Annotated in this window: 12 protein-coding genes; 4 read left to right on the top strand and 8 right to left on the bottom strand. The window is 31.9% G+C overall.

Annotated elements, in window-relative coordinates; translation table 11 throughout:
• Window positions 1-115: 115 nt before the first annotated feature.
• The 5 genes from BM305_RS17475 to BM305_RS17455 all read right to left on the bottom strand — a co-directional run bounded on the left by BM305_RS17475 (window position 116) and on the right by BM305_RS17455 (window position 5,186).
• A complete protein-coding gene (locus tag BM305_RS17475; protein WP_092563920.1) occupies window positions 116-2,500 on the bottom strand; it encodes a DUF5702 domain-containing protein in 2,385 nt (794 codons plus the stop codon).
• On the bottom strand, window positions 2,481-2,657 hold the full coding sequence (locus tag BM305_RS17470; RefSeq protein WP_092563917.1) for a Flp1 family type IVb pilin: 177 nt from the start codon (window positions 2,655-2,657) through the stop codon (window positions 2,481-2,483). Before BM305_RS17470 ends, BM305_RS17475 begins: the two co-directional genes overlap by 20 nt.
• A gap of 11 nt (window positions 2,658-2,668) precedes the next feature.
• Window positions 2,669-4,138 carry a type II secretion system F family protein gene (locus BM305_RS17465; RefSeq protein WP_092563914.1) on the bottom strand — a complete coding sequence of 490 codons (1,470 nt, stop codon included), beginning with the start codon at window positions 4,136-4,138 and terminating at the stop codon, window positions 2,669-2,671.
• 5 nt (window positions 4,139-4,143) lie between these two features.
• Window positions 4,144-4,695 carry a type II secretion system F family protein gene (locus BM305_RS17460; protein WP_092563911.1) on the bottom strand — a complete coding sequence of 184 codons (552 nt, stop codon included), beginning with the start codon at window positions 4,693-4,695 and terminating at the stop codon, window positions 4,144-4,146.
• Between the two features lie 182 nt (window positions 4,696-4,877).
• Window positions 4,878-5,186 carry a P-loop NTPase family protein gene (locus BM305_RS17455; protein WP_092563908.1) on the bottom strand — a complete coding sequence of 103 codons (309 nt, stop codon included), beginning with the start codon at window positions 5,184-5,186 and terminating at the stop codon, window positions 4,878-4,880.
• Window positions 5,187-5,382: 196 nt separating this feature from the next.
• Between BM305_RS17455 and BM305_RS17450 the strand changes: the two genes are divergently transcribed.
• Together BM305_RS17450 and BM305_RS17445 are read left to right on the top strand one after the other, a co-directional pair.
• Window positions 5,383-6,330, top strand: a complete 948-nt coding sequence (locus tag BM305_RS17450) for a hypothetical protein (RefSeq protein WP_092563905.1) — start codon at window positions 5,383-5,385, stop codon at window positions 6,328-6,330.
• A gap of 96 nt (window positions 6,331-6,426) precedes the next feature.
• On the top strand, window positions 6,427-8,919 hold the full coding sequence (locus BM305_RS17445; RefSeq protein ID WP_177214790.1) for a toll/interleukin-1 receptor domain-containing protein: 2,493 nt from the start codon (window positions 6,427-6,429) through the stop codon (window positions 8,917-8,919).
• A gap of 120 nt (window positions 8,920-9,039) precedes the next feature.
• Here the strand turns inward: BM305_RS17445 and BM305_RS17440 are convergent, their stop codons facing one another.
• Window positions 9,040-10,368: a DNA cytosine methyltransferase gene (locus BM305_RS17440; RefSeq protein WP_092563899.1), complete on the bottom strand. Its 1,329-nt coding sequence runs from the start codon at window positions 10,366-10,368 to the stop codon at window positions 9,040-9,042.
• A gap of 261 nt (window positions 10,369-10,629) precedes the next feature.
• Between BM305_RS17440 and BM305_RS17435 the strand changes: the two genes are divergently transcribed.
• Window positions 10,630-11,172 (top strand): zinc metalloprotease, encoded by a 543-nt coding sequence (locus BM305_RS17435; RefSeq protein WP_092563896.1) that lies wholly within the window; start codon window positions 10,630-10,632, stop codon window positions 11,170-11,172.
• A gap of 11 nt (window positions 11,173-11,183) precedes the next feature.
• A complete protein-coding gene (locus tag BM305_RS17430; RefSeq protein WP_092563893.1) occupies window positions 11,184-11,792 on the top strand; it encodes a hypothetical protein in 609 nt (202 codons plus the stop codon).
• A 141-nt stretch (window positions 11,793-11,933) separates the two neighbouring features.
• On the opposite strand, the gene BM305_RS17425 is transcribed toward BM305_RS17430, so the two are convergent.
• Window positions 11,934-13,259, bottom strand: a complete 1,326-nt coding sequence (locus BM305_RS17425; RefSeq protein WP_242940581.1) for a recombinase family protein — start codon at window positions 13,257-13,259, stop codon at window positions 11,934-11,936.
• Window positions 13,195-14,484, bottom strand: coding sequence for a recombinase family protein (locus BM305_RS17420; protein WP_242940579.1), 1,290 nt, complete (start codon window positions 14,482-14,484; stop codon window positions 13,195-13,197). Before BM305_RS17420 ends, BM305_RS17425 begins: the two co-directional genes overlap by 65 nt.
• Between the last annotated feature and the right edge of the window lie 87 nt (window positions 14,485-14,571).

The raw sequence follows: 14,571 nt of genomic DNA, 5'->3' as shown, positions 1-14,571 counted from the left end.
CTACAACAAGGGGATGATAGTGCTTCTTGAAAGATCAATTATAATTATGTTATTAAGAAAATTAATGTAGCAGTGGCGCCAGAAGGGTCTCCTGGCTTACCCAGTTATGCAAAAATTAATAACAAGCCTCATATTCCAGTTCTATCTGCCAGATAGATTCTTTCTTTTTATGAAATAAATCCGTTTCTGGAATAGCTAGAAACTTATGCTTTATTAGAAAAATTCCTTTCACATGAAAACCACTTATTCCACGCTCTATTCGGAAATCTTTGTTGTATTTTAATTGAATGTTTTGATCAATTAGCTGAAGATTTCTGAAATTCTGCACTGACTCTTTTTGAAACAATAGGTTTAATCTGATGTACTCAATATAATTAATTGTAACATTCTTATTTATTTTTTCTTTGTAACTTGCTGCTTTTTTTAAAATTGCTGAACGGTTAATCACACATAATTCTTCATATCTTATTAAAAATTCACTTGAATTTTTTATGATGGGAACACTATATCCAGATAATATTGCTGCCGCGTCCACTAATCCTTCCTCAAAAGCCCACACCAACAATATCATTGTTTTTGTAAAACGAACCAGTGGTTCTAAACCTGTAAATCCGACTAGTGCAATTGCTGTACTATATGCTAATGCTCCTTTTTCTTTATCACCCATTAAACTAATAAAATTGCAGATTGTTCTGCTAAGTACGATTTGTGTAGTCATAGTACTTAGGTTATCTATATCCCGTTCATTTCCAAACAAAATGTACTCTCTTTCATATTGCAGACAATTTTCAATAATTTGTTTTTCTTCTGTAGTAAATGAAGTGAAATGATCTTCCATATACATAATCATTAAAAAATCTGTTAAATAAGAATCTTTACTTTTATCTTCTTCCATTTTGTTGTCTCCATAGCAGCTAAAGGTTTTAGCTGCACCACCTATACTTCTAGTCTTGTTTATCTGGCTCATATCCTTTTCAATAGTTAAGTTTTGCGGGGTCTCATTTTTATCCTGTTTGTATCTTTCTAATAAATAATCGGTACTTAATAGTTTTTTTCCTGATAATGAAATTCCTTCGGGCAAAACTAAATCCAAAATACTACTCTTTAAAAGATTTCCCACTGAATCCATTGGATTGTTTACCTGTTCCTTTGCAATTAAATCTGAATAATCAAATTTGAGACTCATAATGTTATAATTATAAAAGCTGCATAAACACATAGTAACAGTTCTTTCCATTTGTGTCATATTGCTTTTGGTGCATGTCATACCTTTCAGTTCCATACATTTATCTAGTATCAGTAAATTTTGCTCCAGAATAGGCTTCATGTCCGTTATTCTTTTTATGGCAGTCTCACACTTCTCTTTATCCCCCACATAATCTTCCATTGCCTGATAATCTTCCAACAGACCTGCATATGTAATATTGTCCAGCTTACTCTGATTTTTTTCAAGTACCTCCTTATAGTCTGATAGTTCTTTTTCTACCACCTTTCTTTCACTTTCTAACTTACTAATGTTTAGTAATGCCTGAGCAATGGATTGTTTCACTGATTCAAAAAGTGCTACTATCTCTTTTTTTTCAGTATTAATTTTAATTATTTGATTCTCTAATTTTAATTTTGCCTCAAGACCTGCTGCCTCCTCTTTTTCTTCTGACAACCCTATAATTTGAAGAAGCTCACCTGCACTTTCAATGTCCTTAATTAATGTCTGCATTAATTTATCCACATTTACATAATGATTTTTTGAACTTGTCCACACAAGAGTATTAGATATCCCAACTACGCCCGCATCAGGCGTAGAAGTACATAACCTCTTAGCAAAGCATTTTTTCATCTTAATTGTATGATTGGAATTATACAAAAGCCCATCATTATTAACAGCCAGTCCCTCCACACTTTGTATAACCTGTAGCATATATTTATTTAGTAATGCGGCTCTTTCTTCCGTCTGAAACTTTTTATCAATTATTTTAGCAGCCTCCTTAGAAGAATTTATTACTTGCTCTTTTTTCAAAAAATTTTCTAATAAATGTTCTATTCCTTTATACTTCATGTAGGCAGCTGCTTGTTCTCGAAATATTCTTCCATTTTTATCTATAGTTCTTTGAATATTTGATATTTCTATTTCTTCAATTGAAGTATTAATCAAATTGTCTTCTAGCTTTTCGAACTGCCAGTTCCATATATCCAGTTCCATTCCAGGCTTTAATGAATACTGGCTATAGCCAAGCATTTTATTCTTAATAATAACCTCAGTCTCATCTTCATTGCCGTTACCAAAGTTAGCAAAAAATAAATGATATTCCTTTTGTAAGGGTGCATAGTATTCTGTCAATACAGAATCTGCTGCACCTATTAGAACCCCATTACTATATGCCTTTCCAGAATAGAACCGGGCTGTTTCTAGTAAACTTCCTGCTAAAGTAAAAACAAAAAACAAAACAAATGTCAAAAATACAGTAATGCTACCCTTTTCATTAGTCATTAATGATTTCATCTGAGTCATCCTTTATTGAATTAAATGCATTTTCCACTATTTTTTTTATTTCTGTCCGGAAAAGCAGAACTAAGCCGATTAGAATAACCAGTATAAGAATAATTTCTACAACACCTACGCCATCTTCTTCTTGAATAAACTCTTTTATAATACTCATGTTTAACCTCCTCATAAACTAAGAAATGCTGGTACCATAATAATTAACAAAACAATTATAAGCATAACCATCATAGGAAACAGTAATTTTGTACCTGCCTCCTCTCCTGCTTTTTTAACTAATTGCTTTCTTTCTTCTAAAGAATTTCTAGCTTCTTCTTCTAATAAATCCAGTATTTCATCCAAACCTTTTTTAATGCTTTGTACAATTAAAGAGGAAAGCCTTGCATAAGGCCTCAGTTTTAAACGCTTTCCAAATTGCTCAAATGCCTCTGCATCGGATTTTCCATTTTGCATTTCTCTCCATGTTACTAACATTTCTTCATATGCATATTTTTTTATTAAAAAGGATTTCTGATGTTTTTGGTAATCTAATATCATTTTGTTCCAAGCACCTTTTACTGTCATTCCTGCACCAATAAGTAATGTTAACTTGTTTACCAATGTAGGATAATCAAATAATAGTTCTTCTTCCCTTTTCTTTAATCTGTTACTTGTACTTTGGTTTCCCTTAATCCAAGTTATTACAATAATAACAAATAAAATAATTAGAAAATTAATACTTTTTTTCTTTTTATTAATTTCATATGAAACGCTTCTATTCCCAATTTTTGTTGGAAGAATAATGGTTTCACTTGTCTTATTTTCATTAACAGCCTCACCTAATGCTTTTTTAAGATCGTACTTTATTTTTTCGTTATTTTTCCATTGATACGGCAATACCTGTACTGGTATATTATATTTTATCTCCTGCTCTCCATAAGACAATACTGCTGTTAAAATAACTTCTATAGGTAATATCAGTTCCTTATTATTTATGTTTCCCGTATCTTCAATTATATCTCTGTTACTGCTTAACCAACTTACATGAATGGGATTATTGGGAAGACGCCTTATAAAATTAAGTGAATTCTGTATGTGTAGTAAATCCGAATTATTTCCTAACACCTCCTTTTCTAAAACCTCCTGGGCCGTTTTCATGAATTGCAAAATTTCATTATTGGTATAACATTGTTCGGGAACAGAGACCATTACCTCCTCTTCATAAACAGAATCTTGATCGGTAATTATGGCTTTAATGTTTACCTGCTTTTCCCCTTCTCCAAAATTATTTTTTAATAAACAATAAATTTCTTGTGGCTGATCTGCCTTTTTTAGAATGCACTGGCTAAATAATATGAAAATAGTTCCCATTACAAAAATACTGTTGCACAAAGCAATTCTATAGCACATGTCTCTTTTTAATAACAATCTTTTACTAAGTCCCGGATACAAGCATACTAATCTTTTTCCCTCCCTCTCTGCCTTTTGGGTTTTAAAGTAATCTATTTTATTTAGTAGAAACAAAATACCTGGATACCAGAATGACAAAATTCTATTCTTATGTACTATTTCTTTTAAATAAGGATCTTTATAACTATGAGTTACCCAGAAAAAAATTATTTGAACGGCAGCCAATGCTGCTAATGCATAATACTGCATCTTACTCACATCCTAATACTCATTATTTTTTGACCTGCTGCTATTGCCACAAGATATGCAACAAGATTAAGTGACATAATAACTTTTCCTACTAATGTTTGATATAAAGGTTCTAAAAAACCAGGCATAAATAACCATAGGTAAAGTATTATTCCAATTGGTACAACACTCATTATATTAGCCTCTAGCTTCTTTGCTGTAATTAAGGTTTCAATTTCTCTTTGTACTTCTACTTTTTCATTAATGCTTTCACTAGTAAGATTAATTATTTTTATTATGTTTCCACCTGTCCTTTTTGCTGTAGAAAACACATCTGAAAAATTATAAATATCTTCAATACCTGAACGTACTGCAAAATCATATAAAAGTTCTTCAACATTATAGTTATTTGCTATCTGTGCAGTCATGTACTGGTACTCTTTTATAATAGGAACTTCTTCTGGATAAATCATTTTCAAATCCTTAACTGCCTCGAAAAAAGCATTTTCAATTGAATACCCTGCATTAAGTGCATTAGATAAGCATAAAATACCATCTCTAAACTGTAGGTTTAACATCCACTTATTTTTTATAATTTTTTTCTTTTTAAATCTTTTTACTAGCAGCCATGCGCAAGGGGTAGAAACTCCAACTATTACAATATTTTTATAAAATAAATAGGTTATAGCCCAACAAATTAAAACTCCTGCTGCTACATATAAAATCTTTTCCTTTGCCGTAAAACTGAAACCATTATAATTTACGATAATTTTACCCCCATTTTTATAAGTTTTTGCGTATTAACCAGTGAATTTTCTGTTTTTTCTAATACACCACTTACTTTTCCGTCCTGTTGACATTCTTTTTCTTGAAATAAGTAGAGCGGATTCACTACAATTTCACCATTAATACAATTTAAAACCTCTACAATTTCTAATACCTTTCTTGTCTTATCTCTTAATCTTCCTAAATGTACTATAATATCAATTGCTGATGCAATTTGCCTACGAACAGCCATAAGTGGTATATCCATTCCCATTAGTACCAGAGTTTCTAAACGGTTCAACATGTCAGCCGGACTATTCATTGGTTTTATAAATTGATACTATATAACAAAAGTATCTACGCACATCTTTAAAAAATGCGCTTTTACCCCACTAAAAATATAAGCCTATACACAAATACATAAAATCAAACAATTACTTGTAGTAAAATTAACCAGGCTTTGATATAATAATACAAAACACAAGAAAGTGGGTATTGGAATGAGTCAAAACATTATTGAATATCTTAGAGAATCTTCAATTAATAATCTTTTTTCTGCTAATGGCTTTAATACGGCTTGGCCAACATGGAAGACTAAAATTAATTCATTAGCCCCTACCCCAACGCAACACCAAATTTTAGCCTTAGGAGATTCTTTGAAGGAAATTTTTTACACCACAAATATGTCTTCTTCAAGAAGCCAAAGTGATGTTTCAGGCGGTGGTGCAAATTGGGAAGCCCTAGTTTGTTGGTATTTAAATTTGTGTCTCATTGGCCGCAGAACAGTTGTTATAAAGCATTCAAAAAAGCTTATTCCAGAACCTATCAGTAATGCCATTACTGTTAACTATGGAAGTTTTATATCAAATACAGAATCCGATTTAATTGCGCTTACTTTTCCTAATAAAGCAAATTATACAATTGATAAAGAAAGCATTTGCATTTCTGATACAAATGGAACTACTGTCCCTTTGCACAAAATCAAAAATAGTAAATATAATTTACTACCTGTATTAAATGCATTAGCAGCAGAAGACTTTAAAGAAATAGAAATACATATCATTCAATGTAAAACTAATTGGAATGATAATGCTCAAATCCCAATGTTATGGGATATGATATATTCCGCAAAAGCATTTAGATCTGGCATTACAATCGGAAGAGAAGGTTATTCTATTGTTGATGCCAAAGCATTTACCTATTCTTTTGTAACAGTTCCTACAGTAAAACTCGATAAAATAGCCTCTACTTCCGTAGCTGTCCAACGAGTACGAAATATTACTGGAGGAAACTATTGGGGCTTGCCAACAAAGTCTGGAATTGCTAGTTCAATAAAAGAAATGTTAGATCGGAATTTAAGAACTGGAGAAACAGTCAATCATTTATCGACAATTAAAAATGAAATTTCAAAACTATCAGCAGATTATACTTATTTTAGACTATTGTAATAATAAAGTAGGGGGTAGTCTATTGCTAGGCCATCCTATTTTATCTAGCTTACATTATAATTATAGTTAGAAAATATTATGTTGGAGGAAGAACTGATGAGAGTATTTTTATCACATAGTAGTAAAGATAAAGAATTTTATGTTAGTAAAGTGGCTAAGCGCATAGGGAGAGATCGAGTAGTTTATGATGAATTAACATTTGAAGAAGGCTTAAAATCTATAGATGAAATAAACAGAACACTTAAAGCTAGTGATTTATTTGTGGTTTTTTTATCTTTAAATTCAATAGAATCCGATTGGGTAAAATATGAACTTTTTAAAGCACACGATTTATTGGATGAAGGCGGTAAAATACAGCAAATTTATCCTATAATAATAGATAATAAATTAAAATATAATGATCCAAAAATTCCAGATTGGCTAAGAGATAATAATTTACAGCTTGTTGTGAGTTCAAATAAGGCGTCTGATCTGATTTTACAACGATTAAGAGAACTCAGTTATAAACAACATCCTCGTTTAGAAGAAAAAAACAAAATATTTGTTGGTAGAAATGACATTATTAACATGTTTGAAATGCGCATAAATGATTTTGAAAAAGTAGTACCTTTTTCCATTTTTGCATCTGGCATACAAAATATTGGAAGAAAAAAAGTAATGTATTACTCTTTTCTAAAAGTAAATTTAATTAGATCAAGTTATAGAATGCCTATTGTTGAACTCAATTCTCATGAATCCATAGAAGACTTTATTCTAAAGATTGATGACCTTGGTTTGACACAAAGTATAAAAAGAACAGGGCTACTAAATCTTACGCTTGAAGAGAAAATTGCTTTATTAAAGAATATATTAGAGCAAATAAAAGAAGAAAGACAGAGAATTTTTATTGAGGACAACGGATGTATTATTACTCACGATAGGGAATTAGTAGGTTGGTTTAAAGAACTGTATAAAAGCATTAGAGATTTTGACTATATTGTGATGGGCGTTTCTTCTATTTATAGAATTTATGAGTCGTATACTTTTGAATTAGAAAATATTTTCTTTGCACATGTCCCAGAACTTAATAAAGAAGAAAGAGCAGCTCTTTTTTATAAATATTTGCAATTTGAAAATATTAAACTATCAACTGAAGACATCAGACATTTTGTTGATCTATTAAGTGGTTTTCCTGAACAAGCATATTATGCAGTGAGATTAATAAACGAAATGGGATTGCCTAGAGCCTTGCTTAACTCAAAATTGATTATTGACTATAATAGCGACAGAGTCATATATTTAATAAATGAACTTGAAAAAGATAAAAATGCAATGAATATTTTAGCTCTATTATCTGAATATAGTGCAATTGGATATAATACATTTTTTAATATTGTAGGATATACAGATGAAAATAACGATATATTGGAAAAATTATTTTCCAAAGGCATATGTGAAACCTTTGGAAGGAATAAAGAGTATATACGATTGAATGATATTGTGCATGACTATTTGATTAGAATGGGATTAAAAATACCAGAAAACTATAAAAAAATAATTCTTAATAGTTTAAATAATTTTATTGAAAAGCAAGTTGATGGCGAATATATTACGGATATTTCAGAATATCAATATTTAATTAAAAAGGCAATAATAGAAAATAGAATAGATGAGGTAACTGAATTATTAGTCCCCTCCCATTATTTGCAATCTATGAAAGAATTATATGATGTGCGTAAAAATTATGATGATGTAATTAGCTTAGCATATAGAGTTCTCGAAAATGACAAATTTATGGATGAACATATTAGCAATGAAATAAGGTATTACTTATGTATGTCACTGGCTAGAATGAAAGATCAGCGATTTAAAGCAGAAGTAATGAAAATAAAAGGTGCAGAACATGATTTTCTTTATGGATTTTATTATCGGCAGACTGGTAATACAAAAAAAGCTATAGAAAAGTATGAAATTGCGCTTAGAAAACGTAAACGTTTTGCAAGAGCCCAGAGAGATTTGGTTCAAGTTTACCTAAGTATAGAAGATTACGAGAATGCATATAAATTAGCTAAGGAAAATTATGAAAATGATAATCAAAGAAATCCTTTCCATATACATGCTTATTTTTCCGCGTTAATCAGGCTTAATAATATTAAAGATAAAAACCAGACATTGAATAAATTAGTAGGTGAATTGGAAGTTAATAAACATGAAAATGCAAAAGAATTCTTTTATCGATGTAAAGCCCAATTTGAAGCGTTTGTTAATAATGATCCAAAAGAAGCATTAAGATTAATAAATTCTGCATGTAAAGAATTTCCGTATAACTATAGAGTATTAATAGATAAATTTTATATTTGTGCTAAATTTAAAAAAACTAAGGATATGGAGGAGCTTATAGAAGAATATACAAAAAAATATAAGAGCAAAAATACAAATCATAATAATACAATTATTAAGTTAAAGATTTTATTGTTTGCAGTAACAGGAGAATCCGAAAAGATACCATCTATCATAAAAGGTTTGCAGAATTATCCAGAGGAGTACATAACTAAATGGATTGATAGGTATTATTCTTCAGCAAATGAAGTTGCCGCAACAAACGATTAAATAAGTACTTTTATTTTGTAGCTTATTCATAAGTGTTTTACTGTTTTAATAGGTATGATTAAAGCTATTAAACAAACAAATATTATAGAAAATGGCTGAGGAATTTTCCCCAACCTTTTTCTATAATACACATATGATTTCTAAGGCTATTGCTTTTGCTAACAACGGAGGTACCGCATTTCCGACTTGCGAATATTGTGGTACTTCCACCCTACGTCTAATTCCACCAGTAGTTCTTTTACCTAAAAATACAAAGCTATCATCAAAAGACTGTAATCGTGCCAATTCACGAACAGTAAAAGTTCTATCTTCAAATGGCGATATATAATCATCTGCAATTGTCATTACTGTCGCAGATGGTCTATTTCTATCTAAGCGTGTTCGAATACTTTTTTTTGTTAATAGAAGATCTAGCAACACATTATCTAAATTTCTGCCTCTGTATAATCTAATAACTTCATCTTCTGTGATTCTAAGTTTCTCTGAACAATGCCTCACCAAACAAGTTTTATTCCGCAAATTAACTCCTTGAGTTGCTACTCTAATTCTAAGTCGATTACCATCTTCACCTTCCTTAAATAACGAAAATCTTTCTTCAATTAATCCTGTGTGCATAGAGTACTCATTATTGTGGATAACTCCATTGCTATGAACTGTTTGACCATTAATATTAGGAGTTCTTCCATTAATGGAATCCCTTTGAAATTGTGACATTTTTCCATGGAATATTCTGTTTCTAATTCGATTATTTCTAATTAAATCTGATATAGCTTCCGTAATAGTAACTTTATCTTCTTCATTTACTATAAGTGGTTGTGGGTATTGTGGAGCTTCCACACCATTCCTATAAGCAATAAAAATAATTCGATTTCTTCTTTGTGGTACTCCATAATCAGCAGCATCTAAAATTCTTGGTTCTAGCGTTTGATAGCCAATACGTTCAAACTCTTGTCGTAATATTTGAGGTGCTGTCATTCCATCCGCATAAACATGTCCCGTAACACCAATAAAACCAAAAAATTTTGTATCTAAGAACCCCACCACATTTTCCATAACTACATATTTAGGATTAACCTCACTTATCACCCTTAAATATTCTCGAAATAATAAATTTCTAGGATCAGTAGCATTTCGTCTGCCTGCCCTACTAAATCCTTGACATGGCGGTCCTCCAAAAATAGCATCAATATCCCTTGGAAGATTTTCATTCTCAAACATTTGTAGGTTTTCAATGCAATCAGTAATAAATTGACCTGTTAACTCTCGAATATCCCCTCTATGATAATAAGTATTAATTCCTTGTATTAAGCCTAATTGCTCATGTCTGTTTGTATAAGTTCGCTCAACATCTTCATTTATGTCACTTGAAAACAAAATATGAAAACCTGCTTGTATTAAGCCCTCACTCATACCACCTGCCCCTGAAAATAAGTCTATTGCATAAGGCATTTTGTCAACCTCCATTAATCATTGTCTATATATTTACTTTAACATAACCTGTCCAAAATGTCCAGGGTTTTATTTGAAATCTTAAATCTTCATTATACTTTAACTAGTAAGTGAATTCAATCATTAAATTGTACTTATTTACTCTTTTGTATTTACATTTATTTTATTTGTGTTAATATTATGATGATGGTTACATATAATGTATTTCTTTTTCACAATTTGAGATACCGTTTTAAATACTTTTACAGGGAGGAATTTAATATGTTTAAAAAAATCTTTACTGTTCTACTTAGTTGTTGTTTTCTATGCTGTTCTGTATTAATTAATAGTGGCTATATTATTTTAGCTGCAGATCCTTTTTTAGATTACGGAGTTAGCAGTGCCAACGTATCAGTAAAATTTGCATCTGGTATTAATTCTACATGGACTACAAGACTAAACAATTCAATAGCTGCTTGGAATGCAACCGATACACCAGTAACAATTGCTAAATCATCTTCTAGTTCTAACACTGTTTATGCTGATTACTATTCAGATACATGGTATGGATTAAAATCATCAATTGTATCCAATAATATTTTAACTTCTTTTACAATCAAAATTAACTCTCGCACAATTACTAATGATGCTACAAATGTCTCGAACTTTGCCCAAAGCACTACAGTTCATGAATTTGGTCATGTATTTTGGCTATGTGATAATCCAAATACTACACAATCCACGATTATGAGTTATAGTCGAGATCGAAATACCATGATAACACCGCAGCAATTTGATATTGATAATGTAAACGAAAAGTTTTAGGAGGTTTTATAATGAAGAAAAAAGGGTTTATAGCATTATGTTTTTGTTCAGCACTTTTTTTATTTGGCTGTAGTAATAAAACAGATAATTTATCAGAGACTAGTAATAATGTTAATACAACTAGCACCGTCAGTATATCCGCAGATTATCCCACCTACGATTCAGCAAATTCTCTGGTAGATGCTGCAGATTTAGTGTTAGATGGCAAAGTAATTGGCATTACAGAAGAATCACTGAATGTATCAGGCAGTCAAACCGATGACAATACCGACACCGGCAGTACAGATACCTCACAACTTCCTTATACCATTTATGAAGTTGAAATATTTACTGTATATAAAGGTGAATGTGCAGATAAAACTATCAAGATTAAGCAATTAGATACCGTAGACTCTGCTGATATTGTACAAGAAAAGGAATATTTATTTACATTAGCTTCCTTTCCAGACAGTTACCCAAGTTTATTGAATGTAACTCAATCTGTTTATGAATTAAATACCACGGATAGTTCTATTAAAAGTGCATCTTCAAAAGCTGAAAATTCTGAACAAACAAATTTTACGACAAACAAAGAAATTACATTGAATGACATTATGAATGTTTTAAACGAAACAAAATAATGCTTCGTATGTTGTTTCAAATATTAAAATTATCAAAAAAATTACACAAATACAATTGCACTAGAAATAGTTTTTATTTTATGGTGCAATTGTATTTTAATCTTTACAATGTAATTTTATAAAGATTCACATAAGAACAGTTTAGAACTGGCATTCTGTCCCCTCTAGAAACGCAATCACAATTTCTCCACTTTCATATATTCTTATATGATCCAGAACCTTAAGTACCAATTTCCACTCGACATGTTCTGTGATTCTTCCATTCTTGCTTAATTCTATAAACTGCTTTGCTTTATATTTTTTTAACAAATCATCACCTTTCACTAGTGCATTCCAATGTTCCAAATAATTAGACTGGTCTTCAACTAAGTGGTTCCAAGCCCTGATAAATGCCAACTCAATCGTACTGTCCTCAATATGTCGGTTATGACAGCCTATAATGCCTTTTTGATGATATCGGAAACCGCACTGCCATACAAAACGTGGTCCTTTGGAAGAAGCCCATCGCACTCGTCCAAAACCCCTGCCACATTCTCCGCAGATGACATGAAAGGCAAACGGATTCTTATTCGAACATCTGCTGTATCCCATCAGCGTATGCTCGTTCATATACTGTTTTCTTCTCTTGGCTTCCAGTTGTACACACTCCCACATCTCTGCATCAATGATAGCTGGGTGATTATCTTCTACATAATACTGTGGTACCTTTCCATCATTTGTTACTCTTTTTTTGGAAAGAAAATCAAGTGTATAAGTCTTTTGCAGCAAAGCATCTCCCTTATATTTTTCATTCTTTAAAATATTGGTAATACCGCTTTCATGCCACTTTGTAGTTCCATTCCAGTTAACTGCTCTTTTCTTTTCCAGTTCTCTTGCTATCTGGCTCGCCGTCCAACCATCCAAATACCATTGATAAATTTCTTTTACAATTTTGGCTTGCTTTTTATGAATGACCAGATTCCCTTCTTCGTCTTTATCATATCCTAAAAATTGTGAGGTATTAATAAATACCTCCCCCCTTTCATATCTCTTCCGAATGCTCCAGGTACAGTTTTCTGAAATGGAGCGGCTTTCATCCTGGGCAAGCGAAGATAAAATGGTTAAAAGAACTTCTCCTTTGTCATCTAACGTATCAATATTTTCCTTTTCAAAATATACGCCAACTCCTAATTCCTTTAACCGTCTTACTGCCTGTAAACAATCCAGTGTATTTCTCGCAAAGCGGCTAATGGATTTAGTAATAATGCGCTGAATGTTTCCCTTTTCACACTCTGCAATCATACGGTTAAACTCATCTCGCTTTTTGGTATTGGTTCCTGTAATTCCTTCATCTGCAAAAATTCCAGCAAAAGAATATTCGGAATGCTCCTCAATATATTTCTTATAATAAGCCATTTGAAACTCATAACTGGATGACTGTTCTTCGAGGTCGGTTGATACCCTGCAGTATGCCGCTGTTTTGACCATTCTTTCTTCTTCCCTCTTTTTGTTGCTTTCGCTCACTAAATTTTTCTTTGCTGGTATAATGGTAACACTTTTTGCCATTTATTATTTCCTCCTTCACAATGGTAGGTTCAGTAATCTTATGTTCTCTTAACTCTTTTTCATTCATCCAAACTCCATTACACTCTGTTTCCCCATGCTTTAAACGGTTTGCACAAACCCAGTAAATAAATTCTTCTCCCTTCGCCATACTTTTCTTTCGGTATAACGGCGCTCCGCATTTAGAACAGAACAGCATTCCAGATAAAGGATAACGGTTCTGATATTTTTTCTTTTCTTCTGCTTTATAGCCATATTTTTTTTGACGCTCCTCTATCATTTCCTGTACCCTGTCCCATTTTTTACTTTCAATAATAGCAGGATGGTTACCCGTAATATAAAAACTATCCACTTCTCCATGGTTATATTGTGGACAATTCACATTTCCTTCTGGAGTGTATTTCTTCTGCAGATGAAAATCCCCTTTGTATTTTTCATTTTTCAACATTCCCTGAATGGTTTTTTCCGCCCATAAACCGCCCTTTACTGTCTGTATTCCTAGCATGTCCAACTTTATGCAGATTGCCTTAATCCCCATTCCACTTAAGTACCAGTCAAAGATTGTTCGGACCGCCTCTGCTTCTTCTGGAACAATAACCAAATCCCCATACTCATCCCGCTGATACCCTAACAGCCAGTACACACTTGAGATGGCTTCTCCCTGTTCAAACTTCTTTTTGATTCTCCACTTAATATTTTTACTGATACTTCTGCTTTCTTCCTGTGCTATGGATGCCAATACCGAAAGCAGCATTTCTCCTTCACCTGTCAACGTGTTGAGGTTCTCTTTTTCAAAAAAAATACCCACTCCTATTTCCTTCAGTTCTCTTGCAAACTTTAAAACAGTAATGGTATTTCTGGCAAATCTTGATATAGATTTCACTAAAATAAAGTCAATCTTTCCTGCTCTTACATCAGCTATCATTTTTTGAAAACCTGGTCTTGTTTCTTTGGTACCCGTTTTTCCTCTGTCATAATAAATACCAACATAATCCCATTCTTTATTCGCAATAATCAATTCTTCATAATAACTTTTTTGCATTTCCAGTGAATCCTCCTGATTCAGATGATTGGTAGAGACTCTGGCATATACACATACTCTTTTCTTTTTTTCTTTAGGCTCTCTTTTTTCCACTTTACGAGTTCGCATGGTATTCCTCCCTTCTGTTTGGTAGTCTATCTATCACTCTAAACGCTCCATAAGTCAAGTACCCTATCCTTATCACACCTTATTTTA

The sequence above is a fragment of the Anaeromicropila populeti genome (assembly GCF_900112775.1).
GTDB lineage: Bacteria > Bacillota > Clostridia > Lachnospirales > Lachnospiraceae > Anaeromicropila_A > Anaeromicropila_A populeti.
Note: the sequence above shows the minus strand (reverse complement) of the source record. Positions and strands in the feature narration are given on the sequence as shown.

What these genes read in the sequence shown, in the direction of transcription:
- BM305_RS17455 (WP_092563908.1), bottom strand. Translation starts at nt 5,186, where the DNA reads ATGTTGAACCGTTTAGAAACTCTGGTACTAATGGGAATGGATATACCA.
- BM305_RS17465 (WP_092563914.1), bottom strand. Translation starts at nt 4,138, where the DNA reads ATGCAGTATTATGCATTAGCAGCATTGGCTGCCGTTCAAATAATTTTT.
- BM305_RS17460 (WP_092563911.1), bottom strand. Translation starts at nt 4,695, where the DNA reads ATGTTAAACCTACAGTTTAGAGATGGTATTTTATGCTTATCTAATGCA.
- BM305_RS17450 (WP_092563905.1), top strand. Translation starts at nt 5,383, where the DNA reads ATGAGTCAAAACATTATTGAATATCTTAGAGAATCTTCAATTAATAAT.
- BM305_RS17475 (WP_092563920.1), bottom strand. Translation starts at nt 2,500, where the DNA reads ATGAAATCATTAATGACTAATGAAAAGGGTAGCATTACTGTATTTTTG.
- BM305_RS17440 (WP_092563899.1), bottom strand. Translation starts at nt 10,368, where the DNA reads ATGCCTTATGCAATAGACTTATTTTCAGGGGCAGGTGGTATGAGTGAG.
- BM305_RS17435 (WP_092563896.1), top strand. Translation starts at nt 10,630, where the DNA reads ATGTTTAAAAAAATCTTTACTGTTCTACTTAGTTGTTGTTTTCTATGC.
- BM305_RS17430 (WP_092563893.1), top strand. Translation starts at nt 11,184, where the DNA reads ATGAAGAAAAAAGGGTTTATAGCATTATGTTTTTGTTCAGCACTTTTT.
- BM305_RS17470 (WP_092563917.1), bottom strand. Translation starts at nt 2,657, where the DNA reads ATGAGTATTATAAAAGAGTTTATTCAAGAAGAAGATGGCGTAGGTGTT.
- BM305_RS17420 (WP_242940579.1), bottom strand. Translation starts at nt 14,484, where the DNA reads ATGCGAACTCGTAAAGTGGAAAAAAGAGAGCCTAAAGAAAAAAAGAAA.
- BM305_RS17425 (WP_242940581.1), bottom strand. Translation starts at nt 13,259, where the DNA reads ATGGTCAAAACAGCGGCATACTGCAGGGTATCAACCGACCTCGAAGAA.
- BM305_RS17445 (WP_177214790.1), top strand. Translation starts at nt 6,427, where the DNA reads ATGAGAGTATTTTTATCACATAGTAGTAAAGATAAAGAATTTTATGTT.